A 16,381-nucleotide genomic window follows, 5' to 3' on the forward strand; every position below is an offset into this window, starting at 1 on the left:
ACAACGTGTTGTTAATCAGGTGTATTATATTGCAATTAGTGTACCTAATTAAGTAGGACAATGACTAATGTTAAGTAAAATATTTGTGAAATAAAAACGCCGTCTTATTATAAGACGGCGTATTATTAAAGGCTTAAGATTTTATATTGTGTCCTAATTATGCGCCTGTACGATTACGTGTAGGCTTATTATTAGGACGTTGACCACTTGGTTTACCATTACGGTTAGCTGGACGGCTACTTGGCTGAGCTGGCTTACCATTACGATTATTACTTGTATTGGTTGTGTTATTATTACTGCCGCCACGATGACCGTTTGTACCTGATTTTGCAATTCCGCTATTACGTGAACCGTTAGATTGTGGCTTGCCATTACCTGTTGGCTTACCATTACTATTACGGTTACTTTGAGGACGTTTACCATCGGTGCGAATATCGGGTTGATTCGGGTTCTTGGTTGCAAAACGTTTAGAACCATGACGACCGGAACCACGACGTTCTGCCGGTGTCATTTCCGCGTCGCTGCCTGCTTCTGGCACTAAACAGTTAGGACGATTACCGATTAGATATTTTTTACCCATGGTAATCAGTGCATCACGGATAAGCGGCCAGTTTAATGGATCGTGGTAACGTAAGAGTGCTTTATGAAGGCGACGTTGACGTTCACCTTTAGCGACAAATAAATCTTCACGACCTTTGTACTTCACTTTCTTCAACGGATTAGTTTCAGAGTGGTACATTGCCGTTGCATTACACATTGGTGATGGGTAGAAGTTTTGTACCTGATCACATTGATAATCGTTTTGTTTAAGCCATAGCGCAAGGTTCAACATGTCTTCATCAGTTGAACCTGGGTGCGCTGAAATAAAGTAAGGAATAAGGTATTGTTTTTTCCCTGCTTCTTGACTGTACTGCTCAAACATTGATTTAAAGCGATCATAGGTGCCCATACCGGGCTTCATCATCAGATCAAGTGTGCCTTTTTCTGTGTGTTCAGGTGCGATTTTTAAGTAGCCGCCAACGTGGTGAGTTACTAGCTCACGCACATATTCTGGTGATTCTACCGCTAAATCATAACGAACACCTGAGGCGATCATGATCTTTTTAATGCCTTTAACGTTACGAGCATTTCTGTATAAATCAATTAAATGTCGATGATCTGTGTTTAGCTTTTCACAAATCTTAGGGAAAATACATGATGGACGACGACAGTTTGCTTCTGCTTTAGAGTCAGAACAACCAAGGCGATACATGTTCGCTGTTGGACCACCTAAGTCTGAAATAGTACCAGTAAAACCTGGGACTTTATCTCGAATATCCTCAAGCTCATTAAGAATTGATTCTTGAGATCGGTTTTGAATAATGCGACCTTCATGTTCTGTAATAGAACAGAAAGAACAACCACCAAAACAACCACGCATAATATTAACTGAGGTTTTAATCATGTCATATGCAGGGATTTTTGCTTTACCGTAGCTTGGGTGAGGCACACGAGCAAAAGGTAATCCAAACACAAAATCCATTTCTTCAGTAGATAATGGAATAGGGGCACGGTTGATCCATAATTCACGATCAGCGTGTTTTTGAATTAACGCACGTCCAGAATAAGGGTTAGTTTCTAGGTGCATGACTCGGCTAGCGTGCGCATATAAAATACGGTCATTAGCCAATTTTTCGTATGATGGTAAACGTACTACGGTATTTTCAGCATCATGGCGTGATGGACGAACATGAATAACTTGTGGTTGCTTTTCTTTTTCTTCTTTATTTGAAGCACACGTCTCTTCAGTGGCATATGGGTTTTGCATAACCATTGGACGGCCAGGTTTTTCAATGCGTGATGAATCAATTTCCTGATAACGTTCAGGAATATCTTTGATCATTACTGCCGTGCCCGCAATATCAGTTAATGACTTAATATCTTCGCCATTAGCAATACGGTGTGAGACTTCAACCAGTGCACGCTCTGCGTTACCAAAGAGTAGAATATCCGCTTTAGCATCCATTAATACTGAACGACGAACTTTATCCGACCAATAATCATAGTGAGCAAGACGACGTAAACTCGATTCAATACCGCCTAAAATAATAGGCGCTTCTTTATATGCTTCACGACAGCGTTGAGAATAAACTAATACGGCACGATCTGGACGTTTACCACCTTCATTATTAGGCGTGTAAGCATCATCTTTGCGTAGCTTACGATCAGCCGTATAGCGGTTGATCATTGAATCCATATTGCCTGACGTTATACCAAAATAAAGGTTGGGTTTACCCAGCGCCATAAAGTCATCTTTATTATCCCATTTAGGCTGGGCAATAATACCGACACGAAATCCTTGAGATTCTAACAAGCGACCAATGACGGCCATGCCAAAACTAGGGTGGTCAATATAGGCATCACCAGTAACAATGATAATGTCACAGCTGTCCCAGCCAAGAGCGTCCATCTCTTTTCTCGATGTTGGCAAGAATGGAGCTGTGCCATAGCATTCAGCCCAATACTTAGGGTAGCTATCAATAGGAGTTACTTTAGTGTGCATGTTTTGACCTCTATATTTTGAGGCGGGAATTATAGCGGCTCATAAAAAGGCTGGCTAGTGATTATAAATCTTGATGTTAAACAAAGTTTTTAATAAACCATCATTAGGAGCTTAACTATAGTCGTTTATTGTGTGATGGAGGTTGTTAAAAAATGATTTTATATGTAATAAATGACGTATTGACGCTCTAAAATATAGTCGTGCAATACGTCATAACTAAAGCATTAGGCTGGTGTTATAGGCGATAGTAAACTCCGCACATCAGAACCATCAGGGCTTTGATATACGGCAAGCCCAAATTGAGGCAGAATAGCTAGCACATGATCAAAAATATCTGATTGAACAGCTTCATAAAAAGCCCATCGCGTATCATTAACAAAGACATAAATTTGAACGGGTAATCCCTGAGCACTTGGTTCTAATTCACGTACAAGGAAAGTCATATCTTGACGGATTTTACTGTTTTGTTTGAGGTAGGCCTCTAAGTAGGCTCTAAATACGGTAATATTGGTTAATTGAAGTGCATGAGCATCGCCTGTTGCAATTTCTGCGTTTCTTTTAGCTATAAAATCAGCCACATAAGGTATGTTTGTTAATTGCTTTTGCTGCTGTTCATCAATGAATTTAATGGTCTCAATATCAATTAACACTGATCGCTTAATTCGTCGACCACCCGATTCTTGCATTTGACGCCAGTTAATAAACGAATCTTGTACTAGCGCATAAGCGGGAATATTGGTGACGGTATTATCCCAGTTTTTTACTTTAACCGTAGTTAAAGAAACTTCATCAATACTGCCGTTAGCGCCATATTTATCCATTTGGATCCAATCACCCACTTTGACCATTTGGTTGGCTGAGAGTTGAATACCGGCAACAAAACCTAAAATAGTATCGCGGAAAACTAATAATACTAAACCAGTAGCAACACCTAAACCACTAAGAAAATAAACGGGAGAACGGTTTGCAAGTACTGAAATGGCAATAATAAATCCGATAAAAAAGATGATAAGTTTTGATAGTTGAACAAAGCTTTTTACCGGTAAATTGCGACTAATTTGATTAATATCAGCCATCTCATTAGAGGCATCAAGAAAGGCATAAGTACTTCTTACTAATACAATAATGAGCCATAGACTTAATGTTCGATCAATAAAGCTACTGAGGATCGCATGCTTATCTAATACTAATGGTATAACAAGGTTGAGTACCATCGCTGGAATGGTTAATGATAGTTTTTCAAAGACTTTGTGCCGTACCATAACGTGTCCCCATGTCGCTTGGGAACGTTTAATTGCGGAACGTAATATAGCGAGTAATCCCCAACGAACAAAGACATAAGCGAAAAAAGCAACCACACAGCAAAGTACCATGAAGATGGCTGTCGATATGCTATCTTGCGGTTGAATATTAATCCCAAGCTGTGACATGCCATTAGCAATGTCCAAGCGTATTTTATGGCTCAAAATAGAACTCCAAACTCACCTGTGAATAAAAACGTAGCTGGCTCGATATCGTCATTGGTTTGGGAACACAATCGACGGCGGATACGAGTATTTTTATAGTGGTGTTTATCTTAGCATAATCAGAAGGGTACATTAGTGGTAGAATCTTAGAATACTAAGTCTGTATGCTCGGTTGAGTAAACAGTATTATATTAATGATAGTGTGGAGAACGTGGTGGCCAAAAAATATTATGTTGTTTGGATCGGTCGTGAACCTGGTATTTACAGTGATTGGGCAAGTTGTAAACAGCAAGTAGATAAATTTGCAGGGGCGCGATATAAATCATTTTCAACTCAACCTGAAGCGGTCGCCGCTTTTGGAAAACCATCGCAAATTTGTGGTTCATCAGCACCAGTTAAAAAGACATCAGCAAAACGTACCACCGCAAGTAAAGGCTCATTAACCAGTGAACAAGTGCATGCATTAACGGTTGAAACTAAAATTTTTACTGATGGTGGCTGTGATCCTAACCCAGGTAAAGCGGGTTCAGGATTGGCATTATACCGTAATAATCAACTCCATGAGTTGTGGTATGGCTTATATGAGCCAATGGGAACCAATAATACTGCAGAGTTAAATGCACTTAATCAAGCGTTGATATTAGCCGAACAAGCATTGATACAGGGCTCTACGGTAGCTATTTTTTGTGATTCAAAATATTCGATTCAATGTATTACCCAATGGGCGATAACATGGCAAAAAAATGGCTGGAAAAAAGCAGGGGGGGAAATTAAAAACTTAGTATTGATCCAACAAATGTTCACCCGTTATCAAGCATTAAAATTACAGCTTGAGATTCATCATGTTAATGGTCATGTCGGCATTGAAGGTAATGAATTAGCGGATCGAATGTCAATTTTAGCGGTCGACACTAAAAAGGTCGATTTTTGTTTGTACCAACCGCCTTATGATTTAACTGCTTTGCTTGCACTACGCGCAGGTTAAGATCTGTTAGCTTTGTGTTAATACTGCGAGCATGCGTAAAATGTTCGCTTTATTATCATTACAGCCCATCATTTCTGGGTTAGCTAATGCATATAGATAGCCTTCAATACGATTACCATCAATATCTGTTCTAAAGTCAATTAAATTGGCCCATTGCTCTACATCATCAGCATCAATCTCGTCGGTAAGGTATTTTTCTAATACCATAATCAAATGCTGGTGGCTTACCTCAAATGGTACTTCATTAGACTCAATATCGGCATTGACGAATACAGAAAAAGCAGCGTCTCGTTGAGGACCAAAGGTTAATATTTGATGAAGCGCTTGTTGTTTGTTCATAGTTGTATCATTACGGTTTGAATCAGTAATGGTAATTGTGCCGTGATGCACAACAGAAAAAAAGCCCACTGAGCGTGTTTTCTCAGTGGGCTTACTATTTTTAGATGCTTAATATATTAAACCGTCATGCGACTTAATTATTAAGCATACATAGGAACTAATACCATGGTACCGATAATTACGGTAACTAGACCACAAAGAACAGGAACAACGGTACGTTTAACTACATCAAAAGGGTTGATTTTTGCCATACCCGATGTTGCAACAATAACACCAGATACAGGTGAGATTGTACGACCTAAATTTGATGCTTGTAGCATAGGAATAATTAAGAACGCAGGGTGTAATCCTAATTTACCTGCTAGTTGAGGCGCAAGTTCTACAAATGCATAGAAAGGTGCGTTACCTGAACCTGTTGCAATTGCTGCCGCTACGGTTAGTGCGGTTAATAGTAGCATTAGTGCGAAACCGCCAGCACCTGCTTTATCAGCTAAAGCAATGAGGTTGTCGATTGTGCCAACAGTCATAAGGCCTTGTGCAAAAACCCCCGCAGCAACTAATAGCATTACCACGCCTTTAAATGCATCACCCATACCGGCATAACAAGATTCAAGATTACTTAATGTTGTTTTACCGTTTAAACGGTTAGACAAGAAATCAACTACGGCACCTAATGCAATAGAAACGATGACAATGGTGTAAATATCAAGTTTTAAGCCTGGAATCGTCTCACCATTAAACAAGAATACACCGATGATAGGCATAAAAGGTAAGATCGAGTAGTAACTTGGTGCATGCACTTCCATTTCAGAAATATCAACACGTTCCATTGGGGTGTTGTCTTTCTTATCAAGGTATTTATTCCAGAAAAATGCAGCAACTGCCATCACAATAATAGCGCAGATTGAAACAGGTAATACTGTTTCTACAGCAAATACATGTAAAGGTAAGCCTGACTTTTCAGCAGCAACAACAACATCACCTGATGTTGGTGACAGAATGATAGCAGCAGGCGATGCGCAGACGGCTGCAGCAGCAGGGCGAGAAATGCCCATTGCTGTCATCATTGGGAATAGAGTTGCCATTAATAGCACGCCAAGGCCTGTTGCAGAGCTTACAGCAAGCGACATTAAGCAGGCTACAATATATGCGGCAACTAATAAAGCGTAAGGCGATTTGATAAAAGAAAGAGGTTTAGAAAATTGCTTAACAACGACGTTATTTGCGCCAATGTGTGTCATATAAGAAGCAAAACCACACAATAGCATGATTTGTAAGCCGAGACCGCCGCCACGGTTTTGCAGCATGTATTTAACATATTCTAAAGAGTCAGTTAATAAATTACCTGTAGAAGCAACTTTTGCGGGTAAAACAGAATGGCCTAATAAACCAGCTATAATTAATAACGAAACCCCCGCAGTTAATAAAACGCCAGCAGCGTTATATCCTTTTACAATGTAATAGCCAACAGCGATGGTGATCACTAAACCAATTAATAATTCCGTCATGGAAATTCCTTTTCTTAAATCAAAAAATGTATATTTATGACATTTAGCAGTCTGTTTTTCATAAACTACGCGCGTAATGTAGCGAAAAAAAAGTTTATGAACGACTATTAACCGATCAATATATGATCTACTCCCTATTTTTATTGATAATGTTAATGGTTTTACTCGATTGGTGAGGTTGTTTGGTAGGTAACTGTTTTTTATCTGTTAAATTTCGTTAGGAAGAATGCATTTTTTTACGTTTATTATTGGCATTGTTGTTTTACATATTCGATGAATGTTCTATCTGCAAGAGATAAATAACCTTGTTTTCGCCATGCCATCGCAAGATCTAACTGAATTGGCTCTGCAAACGGAATAGGAATAAGGTGGGCTTCATGTTCTGTGACTAATTCAAGTAATGCTGTTATAGCAAAATCATGGCGAATAATTTGTAAGATCATCGGTAATAAATTAGTTTCAAATGAAATGTTTGGGGTTAAATTATGCTGTTCACAGACTAAATCCAGCATTTCACGATGAAAATAACCTGGTTTAAATGCGACTAATTCTTGTCCGAAAAAATCGTCAAAACTGAGCTCTTGTTTGTTTGCAAAGTCATGTTGTTCACTAACGACAGCGACCATTTGTGAACGTAAAAGATGCTCAGTTTGTAAGCTTTCAGGTACGGCTTGATTAATAATAACCCCAAGGTCTAACTCGCCATCAAGTAGCATTTGTCGAATCGATTGTGTACCTGCTTCGACAATCGTTAATTTTAAATTAGGATAATGACTTTTAAACCCCATCAATATTTGGGGAAAGAAATATGATCCTAACATACTGGGTACGCCAAATCGTACTTCACCTTTTTCTAACCCACGTAACTCTTTCATTGCAAGTGTTGCATCATCTATTTTTTGTAAAATTTGTTTCGCATGTATCAGTAATACTTCTCCTTCTTGAGTTAACGTAACTTTACGCTCATTTCGATAAAATAGAGTAAGTTCTAATTCTTGTTCAAGTTTTTTTATCGCAATACTAAGTGCTGGTTGTGCGATGTGAAGCTGTTTTGCTGCGCGAGTGAAGTTTTTTGTTTCTGCTAATTGGGTAAAATAAGTAAGTAGGCGAGTATCCATAGCTATAGTCTTTATATATCACTGTGATATTTATTATATATTTTATTTATTATGCTGCTGTTGTTATTGTCTTGTCACGTTATGTTTAGTTTTGATGAATAATACATTATTACCCTAATTGTGTAGCACACTAAACATGGTTCTCTTTTGGTGATGAAATCATGATAGAAACGAATACAGTAGCCTATAAAAAGACCAGCTTTGCATTGGCATTAGGCTCGTTTATTGTTTTTTGTAATTTGTATTTGTTCCAACCGATGTTGCCGTTGATGGCAACTGAATTTTCTGTATCTGCAACGCAAATTAATTGGATATTAGCAGCAACAACATTAATGCTTGCCGTTTGTTTAATTCCATGGGCGATTGCATCAGAGATGGTTGGGCGACGAATAATTATGGTGATCAGTTTATTATTGATGCCAGTTGTTGGTATTGCGATGGTTTTTACTCATAATTTATTTGCATTAACCTTAGCAAGGGCCGTTATGGGAATATCTGTCGCAGGTTATGTTGCCGTTGCCGTTGCTTATATGGCAGAAGAATTTAGTCCTAAGGCATTAATGTTAGCCGTCGGTGGTTATATTAGTGCGAATTCATTAGGAGGAATAGCAGGACGATTATATGGCGGTATTATAGGTGAGAAATTAGGTTGGCATTGGGCTGTTTTAGGTATGGCGATCATGAGCTTTATTGGCGCAGTCATTGTCATTAAATTATTACCACAACAACAACATTTTATTCGCCATGGTCATAAACTACGAGTTCATGGTCATCAACTCTTTGCCCATCTTAAACAACCTATATTATGGCTAGCAATGCTAATTGGTGGGTTGAATTTTGCTTTATTTATTAATCTTTATTCTGTTACAGGATTTAGATTGGTTGCTGCACCGTTTAACTTACCATTGAGCTGGGCTTCTCTTATTTTTCTTTGTTATCTCAGTGGTACGGTAACATCACGATTAAGTGGTCGTTGGGCAAGTCGATATAGTCCATTATCCGGTATGATTTTGGGGGGTATTTTAAGCTTAGTGGGAATGTGGTTAGGTTTAATAGAATCACGAATTACAATTTTCATTAGCTTATTGTTATTAAGTTCAGGTGCATTTTTCACTCACTCATTAGCTTATGCTTGGGTCAGTCAACACGCTAAGGTCGCTAAGGCAACAGCAACTGCACTGTATTTAGTTCATTATTATGTTGGTGGTAGCTTAGGTGGATTCTTATTAATTTATTGCTGGCAATATGGCGGCTGGGATACTGTTGTTGCAGGCGGAACCGCATTATATTTGATCATGTTTATATTGTGTGGATTGTTAATTAAATCAGCACATCGACAGCTTGTACCGCAACCAAATTAAAGACTGAATTGTTATTTAACAGTGTTGTTGTCTTATTACTAACCCGTAATTAAGTTGCAACACTGTTGAATAAAGAAGGTTTAATCAATCGCAATAGTTAACGTGTAATGGCTACTTTCGCCTCGACGCGCAAAAGCACGATATTGACCAATACGGATACTGTATTTACCGCTATAAGGTAATGTATATTCACCATGTTGATTAAGGTCTGTAGAAAAGGGGCTTAAATCAGCGATACGTTCAAGTTTAGAATTTAAAAGAATAATCCATAATTTAGTGCTTTTAGTGTCTAAGGTTACTTTTAAATGTTGGCTTTTTTTGGCATAAAAAACATAATTATTAACATCATAGTTAGCGACGGTTGTGGTGTATTGACCGCTGCTTGCACCCGTTTTAAAGTGAATAGTCTCATGGCTATCAGCAGCGATTGCCATAAAAGAACAACTGCTTAAAACCAGTGCTACAAAAAGTAATCCTAGCTGTTTTATATATAACATAATACGACTTAACATTTGATAAACCGATCTTGTTAACGATATTAACGTGTTAAAAGTACGCAGTATTTAATCGGGGGAAATACTGCGCATTTGATTAGTATTATCAAAAAGAGGCAAATGGTAAAGTTATGTTTAATCAGTGAGTGCCATTGCAAGTAAACTAATAGGGTGGATTGTAGTTAAATGAGTATTTTCTTCAATTTGCCATTTACATGTTTCACAATCAGTTATTGCATAATCAGCGTTAGCACTGCGTATTTTTTGAAATAAATCTTCACCAATTTTCATCGATGTATCATAATTTTCAGTTTTAAAACCATAAGTACCCGCTAAACCACAGCATTGACTATCCAATACTTCAAGTTCTAATCCTGGGATCATTTTCAGTAACTCAATGGTGTATAAACTTCCACCAGTACGCTCAAGGTGACATGGTGTATGATAAACCACTTTTTTATTAATAGGTTTGAGCTTAGGCGTATTACCATTCATAAAGGCTTTGAGTAAAAAACGGGTAACATACTCAATGCGATCAGCAACTTTGGCATTATCAATTTTTAATACATGCGGATATTCTTCACGCAAAGTAAAGGCACAAGTTGAAGAGGTGGATACAATAGTCGAATTATATTTTTCAATAACTGCTTCAAAACTTTGAGTATTAAGTAATGCATTTTTCTTGGCTTTATCAAAGAATCCGTTTGCAATTAATGGCACACCACAGCATTTTTCTTTATCCAATAACTGCACACCAATATTCATTGCATTCATAACTTTAACAAAATCTTGACCTAATAGTGGATTATTATAATTCACATAACAGCCGTGAAAGTAATGCACTTGTTGTGGATAGCGTGTCTGATTCGAGCAATGCTTTTTATACCATTGGCGGAATGTACCATGAGAATATTTAGGCAAACTTTTATGATCATGAACACCAATGGTTTTATGCATGATTTTTTTTACAGGTTTCATGCCTGTAATTGCATTAACGAAAGGTGCAAAAGGTGTTGCGACTGTCCCCATTAAATCAGTATGGCTTAAGACGAAATCTCGAATCGTTTTAATATTGAGGTCGTGTTTAGCATGTTTACTACGTGCAACGGCAATCATGTCGCCGATTTTTACCCCTGAAGGGCAAGCGGTTTCACAGCGTTTACAGTTAGTGCATAGTTTAAGCATATCATCATAAAATTCCGCACTTTTGATCCGTAATCGTTCACCATCTGGACCGCATTGTTTTGGACCGGGGTAATTAGGATTTGCTTTAGCAACAGGGCAATAAACGGTACATACGGTGCATTTAATGCATTGGTCAAAACTGGTATCTTGCTTGAGCATTAGATATTGCCCTCTGCTAATGATGGAAAAATTGCGGTTGAGCTGTGTTTATCGTGTAAGGCGATCATTGATTGGGCCGCATGAAAGCCAGTGCTGATAGCAACACCGCTGCCACTGCCTTCAAAAATTGGATTGTAATGTGCTAAAATAGCTCCGGCACAATAGAGATTGGTAATTGTGTTACCGTTAAGACTTGGTTGTAACTGTTGATTTGTTTCAACGCCCATTCCTAAAAACTGATGCGGTTGGTCACTGAAAAATTGAGGTTGATACCAGTGCTGGTGGTTAGTGGATGTTAATGGCGCAATATCTAATCCCAAAATTGCTTCTTCAATATGATGACGTTCAGCATGTAAACCACGGCTAAAGAAGCTGCCACTAGCAAGTAAATAATGATTGGCAATTAATGGCATATCGCCGTGATGACGTGTAAAAATACGTTGTAATTGGTTATTTTTAAATTCGCCATGAGTGACCTCATCACCGGCAAGAATTAACCCACCTAGTGATTTGTAGTAGCTTTTCATAGCATCTTCCAAACGAATACCAAGTAATGATGGTGGCATAGTTGGAATTTCACATAATGTATAACCGGTTAATTGTTCAAGTTTTTTAATGATTTTAATCCCAGTGCCGTTACCAAATACGGCAGGAATAACGACAAGATCCGTCTCACCGATAGTATTTTTCATCGCTAAGGAAAAACGTTGTAATTTATGCTCATCAGCTAAAACACGAGAAATATCAATCGAACGATATTCACATGGATTACGTTGCATTAATTCAGTTTCAGGTAATGCAATGGCAGCCGTCGTTATCTCTACGTTAGCAAAGTGGGGAAGTAGACGTAAATTATCAGCCGCTAATTGGGGTTGAAAATCACGGAAACCATCAATAGTTACTAAGGCCAATTTACGCAATGATTTAGCGGGTTCAAACATAGGAAAGGGGTGCACAGTGGATTGTGATAGCCATGTCGCTTTAAACGTTCCCATTGGTGTAATACGCAAATGGTTACAATCATCAGATTGATGACTCAGTTCAATGCCAAGATGTGCCATTGTCTGTTGATACCAATCAATCGCTTGGCGAGTAACATTAATTCCTACTTTACTATAAGGATGTTGTGGAGATTGATTAGCTAAAGTTTCAAACTCATCAAAAGGGTAATGTGTTGTTGTGCCATTAGGTAAACGACTTAATACATCAATTGATCCAGAAGAAAAATGCAGTGCACTTTGTCCTGCAGCAATAACGGCTGTTTTTAGTCCAGCTTGAGCACAACGGATCGCGCAGGTTAAGCCAGCAACACCACCACCAATAATTATATTATCAAATTTCATTATTTTTCCTCACAAAGTGGCTGGTTAGTATTGGCTGATGTGGATGTTGGTGGAATATCACTTACACCAAATAGACCTTCATAAATCCAATAAGAGAATTCAGCTTCACGTAGAGCATCTCCCCAAAAGACAGGTTTAATGCCTTTCCAACGTTCTTCAAGAAAATCACTGAGAATATGACTAGCATGGTTACCATCAGTATTACCATATTCAGCAAATAAACCTGCAGCACGATAAGAACATAATTCACCTTGGCAAGGTCCCATGCCAACACGGGTACGGCGACGTAAATCAACTAGGTTATGAACATCCAGTTGTTTGATTGCATATTCAACTTCGCCACAGGTCACCATTTCACATTCACAAATAATGGCTTGGCTTTTCTTATCATCCGTTAAAAATTGTTCAGCACGCTCACCATGGCGATAGTAAGCAGATTGATAAACAGGCTTAGCTAAGCTGGCGGTATGTTTAATGGTTTTAGGCTGCTCTGAACCTGGTAATGGTTGTTGATGAGTGGTACACGGCGTGGAATTACCGAGTTTTTTCGCCACAAGATCAGTGGTCCATTCTGCCATCATGCGGTAAGTCATTAACTTACCGCCAGTGATAGTAATAAAACCGTCCATGCTATCGCGTTCAGCATGATCTAATAACACGATTCCACGGCTAATATTACGACCACTAGTATCACCATCGACCGCAACTAATGGTCGCACGCCAGCATAAGCACGTAATACACGAGTATTGGCCATGATCGGTGCTAGCTTAGCTCCTTCTTTTAGTAAGATATCAATTTCTTTACTTGTAACATGTAGATTATCAATATCTTTATAATCAATACGTTCAGATGTTGTTCCAATTAATGAGATGGTATCACCAGGCACTAAGATATCGGCATCAGATGGTTTTCGGCAGCGGTTGATGACTAAGTTATTAATGCGATAATCTAAGATCAACAATGATCCTTTGGCAGGGAACATAGTGATATTAAGATCACCGTATTGACATATTTGTTGTCCCCAGATCCCTGCGGCATTAATTACTTGTTGGGCTCTAATTTCAAAATGAGTATTCGTTTTTAAATTTAAACAGTTAACCCCTTTTACGGCACCATTTTCTTGAATAAGCGCGGTGACAAAAGTGTGGTTAAAAAGTTGTGCACCATGTTCTATAGCATCAAGTGCGTTAGAAGAAGCTAAGCGAAAGGGATCAATGGTACCGTCGGGGACTTTTACGGCACCTATAAGTTGTGGGTTACAATTAGGTTCTAGTCTTAATGCTTGTTGTGGTGTTAATTGTTCAACATCAATATCGGCACTTTGGCAGGCGTTAATAAATTGTTGTTGAAATTGTAGATCATCATCAGGTAGAGATATAAATAACCCTTGTGTATCTTCCACACAATGGCGTGCAATATTTTTAAGGATACGATTTTCAATAATACATTCTTTGGCTGATTCTGGATCCGTTACTGCATAACGTGCACCTGAATGAAGTAAGCCATGGTTACGACCGGTTGTACCAGAGGCTAAATCGTCTTTTTCTATTAAGATACATTTAATACCGCGCAGGGCGCAGTCACGCATAATTCCTGTTCCCGTTGCGCCACCGCCGATGATCACAACCTCTGTTTCTAGCCAAGTCGTCATGTTCGTTTCGCTTATCGTTATTGAATACATTATTAGCGTTAATAACGCCCTCTATTTAATAGGGTTAATATGCCACTAATTTACATAATGTTTGGTGAGCAATCGCACATAAATGAGCGAACGAACATTTCACGCGTTCCTTTTTGTTCATTGTTGTGTCGTTTGGATAATATCAGGCAGATAGATACGAATAAATATCAGCTGAAGGCTCTTATTCGCATCTTGCTGTGACTTGAGTATAATTGTGCTCCTTTTCTTCTTAATTGATGCTTATTATGATCGGCTATCTCGCATTTTTAATTCCAGCACTGCTTGGTGCGCAATGTATTCTTACGTTAGTACTCACCAAAGGGGAGATCTGCCCTGGTCAACGAGGTCGAGTACATAAAATGTTACCAGTATTGCTTATTGGATGGCTACTTGCCGCAATTAGTCAAGCTTGGGCAGTACTCCCTTTATTGAGTTTGTTATTTTTCACCGTTAAAGTAAAAACCAGTAAAACGCGAGATTCAGGGCCATTAAAGGTGCTTTATGGTTCGAATTTATTGGGATTTATTAGTTGGATTTTTTTATTTCCGATGATGGATATGCCTGAAGTATTGCTAAGTTTAGTGGCGATGGCTTTGTATGGTAGTTTACTTGCTCATGTTTTATTGACGTTTTCGCGTACACGATTACAGGCTTTCCACCGTATTTTGCCGTTTGTTGGCTTTATTAGTGCCATCGTGTCGGTATTACTCTTAGTTTGGAAAGTGATTTTTATGGGAGAGGCTGCAACCGCACCTTATACTGTCGAAATCATTATTTCATTATTATGTTTAGTGGCTGCAATGCTGGTATGGTCAGGGCATATTTTATTGCACAAAACGATCAATAAATGGCAGTTATTAGTGACAGCAGTGTTACTTACATTCTCTGCAGTAATGCAATTAACATTATTCTAATACTTAAATCAGAAGTGTTATGAGCCTTTATCTTATGTGAGATAAGGGCTTTTTTTTATCTGTTATTGATGAAAAGGAGAAAGGATGATAAGTCGTCTATGCTTAATAAACAGAGGTAACATTGACTGTGATTATTAAGCTGTAAGGGGGGAAGAATGGAAATCAATAATTTACTTGGTATGGATACCCATATTGTCATTGGTATTGTTAATGAGCGTCTACGACTTGAGTGCAATTCAATGGCAGAATTAGCATCTCGTTATGAATTAAGTGAGACTGAGCTGTCTGATAAAATGGCGCAACAAGGCTATCACTATGACCCATTGAATAATCAGTTTAAATAAACAGGGCTGGCATTTATACAAGGTATTAAACCGTTTTAATACCTTGTAGGTGCTGTTGACACTGTTGTTTAGCTGTTGCAAAAAAAGCATTCAGATAATGATGTTTTTGTTCAGAGGCTCGTACTGCGGCAAATAAACGTCGCCATAATCCTTTACCTAATGGCTTACTGATTATCAATCCCTGTTGCACAAAATTATCAACGGCCCAATTAGGTAATGCTGCAACCCCCATTCCTGCTGATACCATCTGAATTAACATTAAACTATTATCTGCTTGTTTCCACGCTAATGGCTCAATACCTGCTGGGTGAAGGAAATGCTTAACTATATCGAGACGATTACGCTGAATGGGATAACTGAGTACGGTTTGATGAGCGAGATCAGCTGGAACAATATTCGATTTAGTGGCTAATAATGACTGTGGGGCAACAATTAAACACATCTCAAAATCAAACAGCGGCTCATAATGAATCTCATGGCGTAGCTGAATATCTGATGTGATCACTAAATCTAATTCGCCTTTTGCCAGAGCAGGAATGGGCTCAAAACTAAATCCTGATGAAAAATCAATATCCACATCTGGCCATAATCCTTGGTACTGTTTTAATGCGGGCATTAGCCACTGAAAACAAGAATGGCACTCAATCGCCATCTGTAATCGACCTGCTGTTTGGTGTCTATTGCTGGCTAATTCTTGTTCTGCTGCTTGTATTGTAGGTAAAACTTTATCCGCTAAAGCTAATAGTATTTTTCCTTCCGCCGTAAAGCGGACAGGGCGTGTTTTGCGTAAAAAGAGAGGGCTGCCTAAACGTTGTTCAAGATCTCTTAATTGATGCGACAGTGCTGATTGCGTTAAGCATAAATTATTGGCTGTTGCTGTGAGTGATCCTGTTGTTCTTAGTACCATTAATGTTTTTAGATGTTTAAGTTCAATCATATTC

Annotated in this window: 14 protein-coding genes; 4 read left to right on the forward strand and 10 right to left on the reverse strand. The window is 38.5% G+C overall.

All coding sequences use genetic code 11. The annotated features are described in order from the left end of the window. Positions 1–157 precede the first annotated feature (157 nt). Entirely contained in the window at positions 158–2,542 is a 2,385-nt protein-coding gene (locus OC457_RS05325) for a YgiQ family radical SAM protein (protein ID WP_080175839.1), read from the reverse strand. Positions 2,543–2,766: 224 nt separating this feature from the next. Next, positions 2,767–4,008: a mechanosensitive ion channel family protein gene (locus OC457_RS05330; protein WP_080175838.1), complete on the reverse strand. Its 1,242-nt coding sequence runs from the start codon at positions 4,006–4,008 to the stop codon at positions 2,767–2,769. Positions 4,009–4,222: 214 nt separating this feature from the next. Between OC457_RS05330 and OC457_RS05335 the strand changes: the two genes are divergently transcribed. Beyond that, positions 4,223–4,993, forward strand: coding sequence for a ribonuclease H family protein (locus OC457_RS05335; RefSeq protein ID WP_080175837.1), 771 nt, complete (start codon positions 4,223–4,225; stop codon positions 4,991–4,993). A 6-nt stretch (positions 4,994–4,999) separates the two neighbouring features. On the opposite strand, the gene OC457_RS05340 is transcribed toward OC457_RS05335, so the two are convergent. The 3 genes from OC457_RS05340 to OC457_RS05350 all read right to left on the reverse strand — a co-directional run bounded on the left by OC457_RS05340 (position 5,000) and on the right by OC457_RS05350 (position 7,958). After that, positions 5,000–5,332, reverse strand: a complete 333-nt coding sequence (locus OC457_RS05340; RefSeq protein ID WP_080175854.1) for a hypothetical protein — start codon at positions 5,330–5,332, stop codon at positions 5,000–5,002. A gap of 140 nt (positions 5,333–5,472) precedes the next feature. After that, positions 5,473–6,840 (reverse strand): anaerobic C4-dicarboxylate transporter DcuC, encoded by a 1,368-nt coding sequence (gene dcuC, locus OC457_RS05345; protein WP_080175836.1) that lies wholly within the window; start codon positions 6,838–6,840, stop codon positions 5,473–5,475. Positions 6,841–7,085: 245 nt separating this feature from the next. After that, positions 7,086–7,958 carry a LysR family transcriptional regulator gene (locus OC457_RS05350; RefSeq protein WP_080175835.1) on the reverse strand — a complete coding sequence of 291 codons (873 nt, stop codon included), beginning with the start codon at positions 7,956–7,958 and terminating at the stop codon, positions 7,086–7,088. 161 nt (positions 7,959–8,119) lie between these two features. On the opposite strand from OC457_RS05350, the gene OC457_RS05355 reads away from it, so the two are divergent. Further along, a complete protein-coding gene (locus OC457_RS05355) occupies positions 8,120–9,319 on the forward strand; it encodes an MFS transporter (RefSeq protein ID WP_080175834.1) in 1,200 nt (399 codons plus the stop codon). Positions 9,320–9,399: 80 nt separating this feature from the next. On the opposite strand, the gene OC457_RS05360 is transcribed toward OC457_RS05355, so the two are convergent. The 4 genes from OC457_RS05360 to glpA all read right to left on the reverse strand — a co-directional run bounded on the left by OC457_RS05360 (position 9,400) and on the right by glpA (position 14,152). Continuing rightward, on the reverse strand, positions 9,400–9,831 hold the full coding sequence (locus tag OC457_RS05360; protein ID WP_235866981.1) for a PPC domain-containing protein: 432 nt from the start codon (positions 9,829–9,831) through the stop codon (positions 9,400–9,402). Between the two features lie 117 nt (positions 9,832–9,948). Then, entirely contained in the window at positions 9,949–11,157 is a 1,209-nt protein-coding gene (gene glpC / locus OC457_RS05365; RefSeq protein WP_080175833.1) for an anaerobic glycerol-3-phosphate dehydrogenase subunit GlpC, read from the reverse strand. Further along, the gene (glpB, locus tag OC457_RS05370; protein ID WP_080175832.1) at positions 11,157–12,500 is read right to left on the reverse strand and encodes a glycerol-3-phosphate dehydrogenase subunit GlpB; all 1,344 of its coding nucleotides are present in this window, start codon (positions 12,498–12,500) and stop codon (positions 11,157–11,159) included. The genes glpC and glpB overlap by 1 nt, the downstream gene beginning before the upstream one ends. After that, the gene (gene glpA / locus OC457_RS05375) at positions 12,500–14,152 is read right to left on the reverse strand and encodes an anaerobic glycerol-3-phosphate dehydrogenase subunit A (protein ID WP_080175831.1); all 1,653 of its coding nucleotides are present in this window, start codon (positions 14,150–14,152) and stop codon (positions 12,500–12,502) included. Before glpA ends, glpB begins: the two co-directional genes overlap by 1 nt. A gap of 275 nt (positions 14,153–14,427) precedes the next feature. On the opposite strand from glpA, the gene OC457_RS05380 reads away from it, so the two are divergent. Together OC457_RS05380 and OC457_RS05385 are read left to right on the forward strand one after the other, a co-directional pair. Then, positions 14,428–15,096, forward strand: a complete 669-nt coding sequence (locus OC457_RS05380; RefSeq protein ID WP_080175830.1) for a hypothetical protein — start codon at positions 14,428–14,430, stop codon at positions 15,094–15,096. Between the two features lie 155 nt (positions 15,097–15,251). Further along, positions 15,252–15,440: a DUF4250 domain-containing protein gene (locus OC457_RS05385; RefSeq protein WP_080175829.1), complete on the forward strand. Its 189-nt coding sequence runs from the start codon at positions 15,252–15,254 to the stop codon at positions 15,438–15,440. A 25-nt stretch (positions 15,441–15,465) separates the two neighbouring features. On the opposite strand, the gene OC457_RS05390 is transcribed toward OC457_RS05385, so the two are convergent. Then, positions 15,466–16,377 carry a LysR substrate-binding domain-containing protein gene (locus OC457_RS05390; RefSeq protein WP_080175828.1) on the reverse strand — a complete coding sequence of 304 codons (912 nt, stop codon included), beginning with the start codon at positions 16,375–16,377 and terminating at the stop codon, positions 15,466–15,468. Between the last annotated feature and the right edge of the window lie 4 nt (positions 16,378–16,381).

Origin of the sequence: Photobacterium toruni (assembly GCF_024529955.1) — a bacterium.
GTDB lineage: Bacteria > Pseudomonadota > Gammaproteobacteria > Enterobacterales > Vibrionaceae > Photobacterium > Photobacterium toruni.

Coding starts and splice junctions, on each gene's coding strand:
- OC457_RS05325 (WP_080175839.1), bottom strand. CDS start 2,542: ATGCACACTAAAGTAACTCCTATTGATAGCTACCCTAAGTATTGGGCT.
- OC457_RS05340 (WP_080175854.1), bottom strand. CDS start 5,332: ATGAACAAACAACAAGCGCTTCATCAAATATTAACCTTTGGTCCTCAA.
- dcuC (WP_080175836.1), bottom strand. CDS start 6,840: ATGACGGAATTATTAATTGGTTTAGTGATCACCATCGCTGTTGGCTAT.
- OC457_RS05350 (WP_080175835.1), bottom strand. CDS start 7,958: ATGGATACTCGCCTACTTACTTATTTTACCCAATTAGCAGAAACAAAA.
- OC457_RS05355 (WP_080175834.1), top strand. CDS start 8,120: ATGATAGAAACGAATACAGTAGCCTATAAAAAGACCAGCTTTGCATTG.
- OC457_RS05360 (WP_235866981.1), bottom strand. CDS start 9,831: ATGTTAAGTCGTATTATGTTATATATAAAACAGCTAGGATTACTTTTT.
- glpC (WP_080175833.1), bottom strand. CDS start 11,157: ATGCTCAAGCAAGATACCAGTTTTGACCAATGCATTAAATGCACCGTA.
- glpB (WP_080175832.1), bottom strand. CDS start 12,500: ATGAAATTTGATAATATAATTATTGGTGGTGGTGTTGCTGGCTTAACC.
- glpA (WP_080175831.1), bottom strand. CDS start 14,152: ATGACGACTTGGCTAGAAACAGAGGTTGTGATCATCGGCGGTGGCGCA.
- OC457_RS05380 (WP_080175830.1), top strand. CDS start 14,428: ATGATCGGCTATCTCGCATTTTTAATTCCAGCACTGCTTGGTGCGCAA.
- OC457_RS05385 (WP_080175829.1), top strand. CDS start 15,252: ATGGAAATCAATAATTTACTTGGTATGGATACCCATATTGTCATTGGT.
- OC457_RS05390 (WP_080175828.1), bottom strand. CDS start 16,377: ATGATTGAACTTAAACATCTAAAAACATTAATGGTACTAAGAACAACA.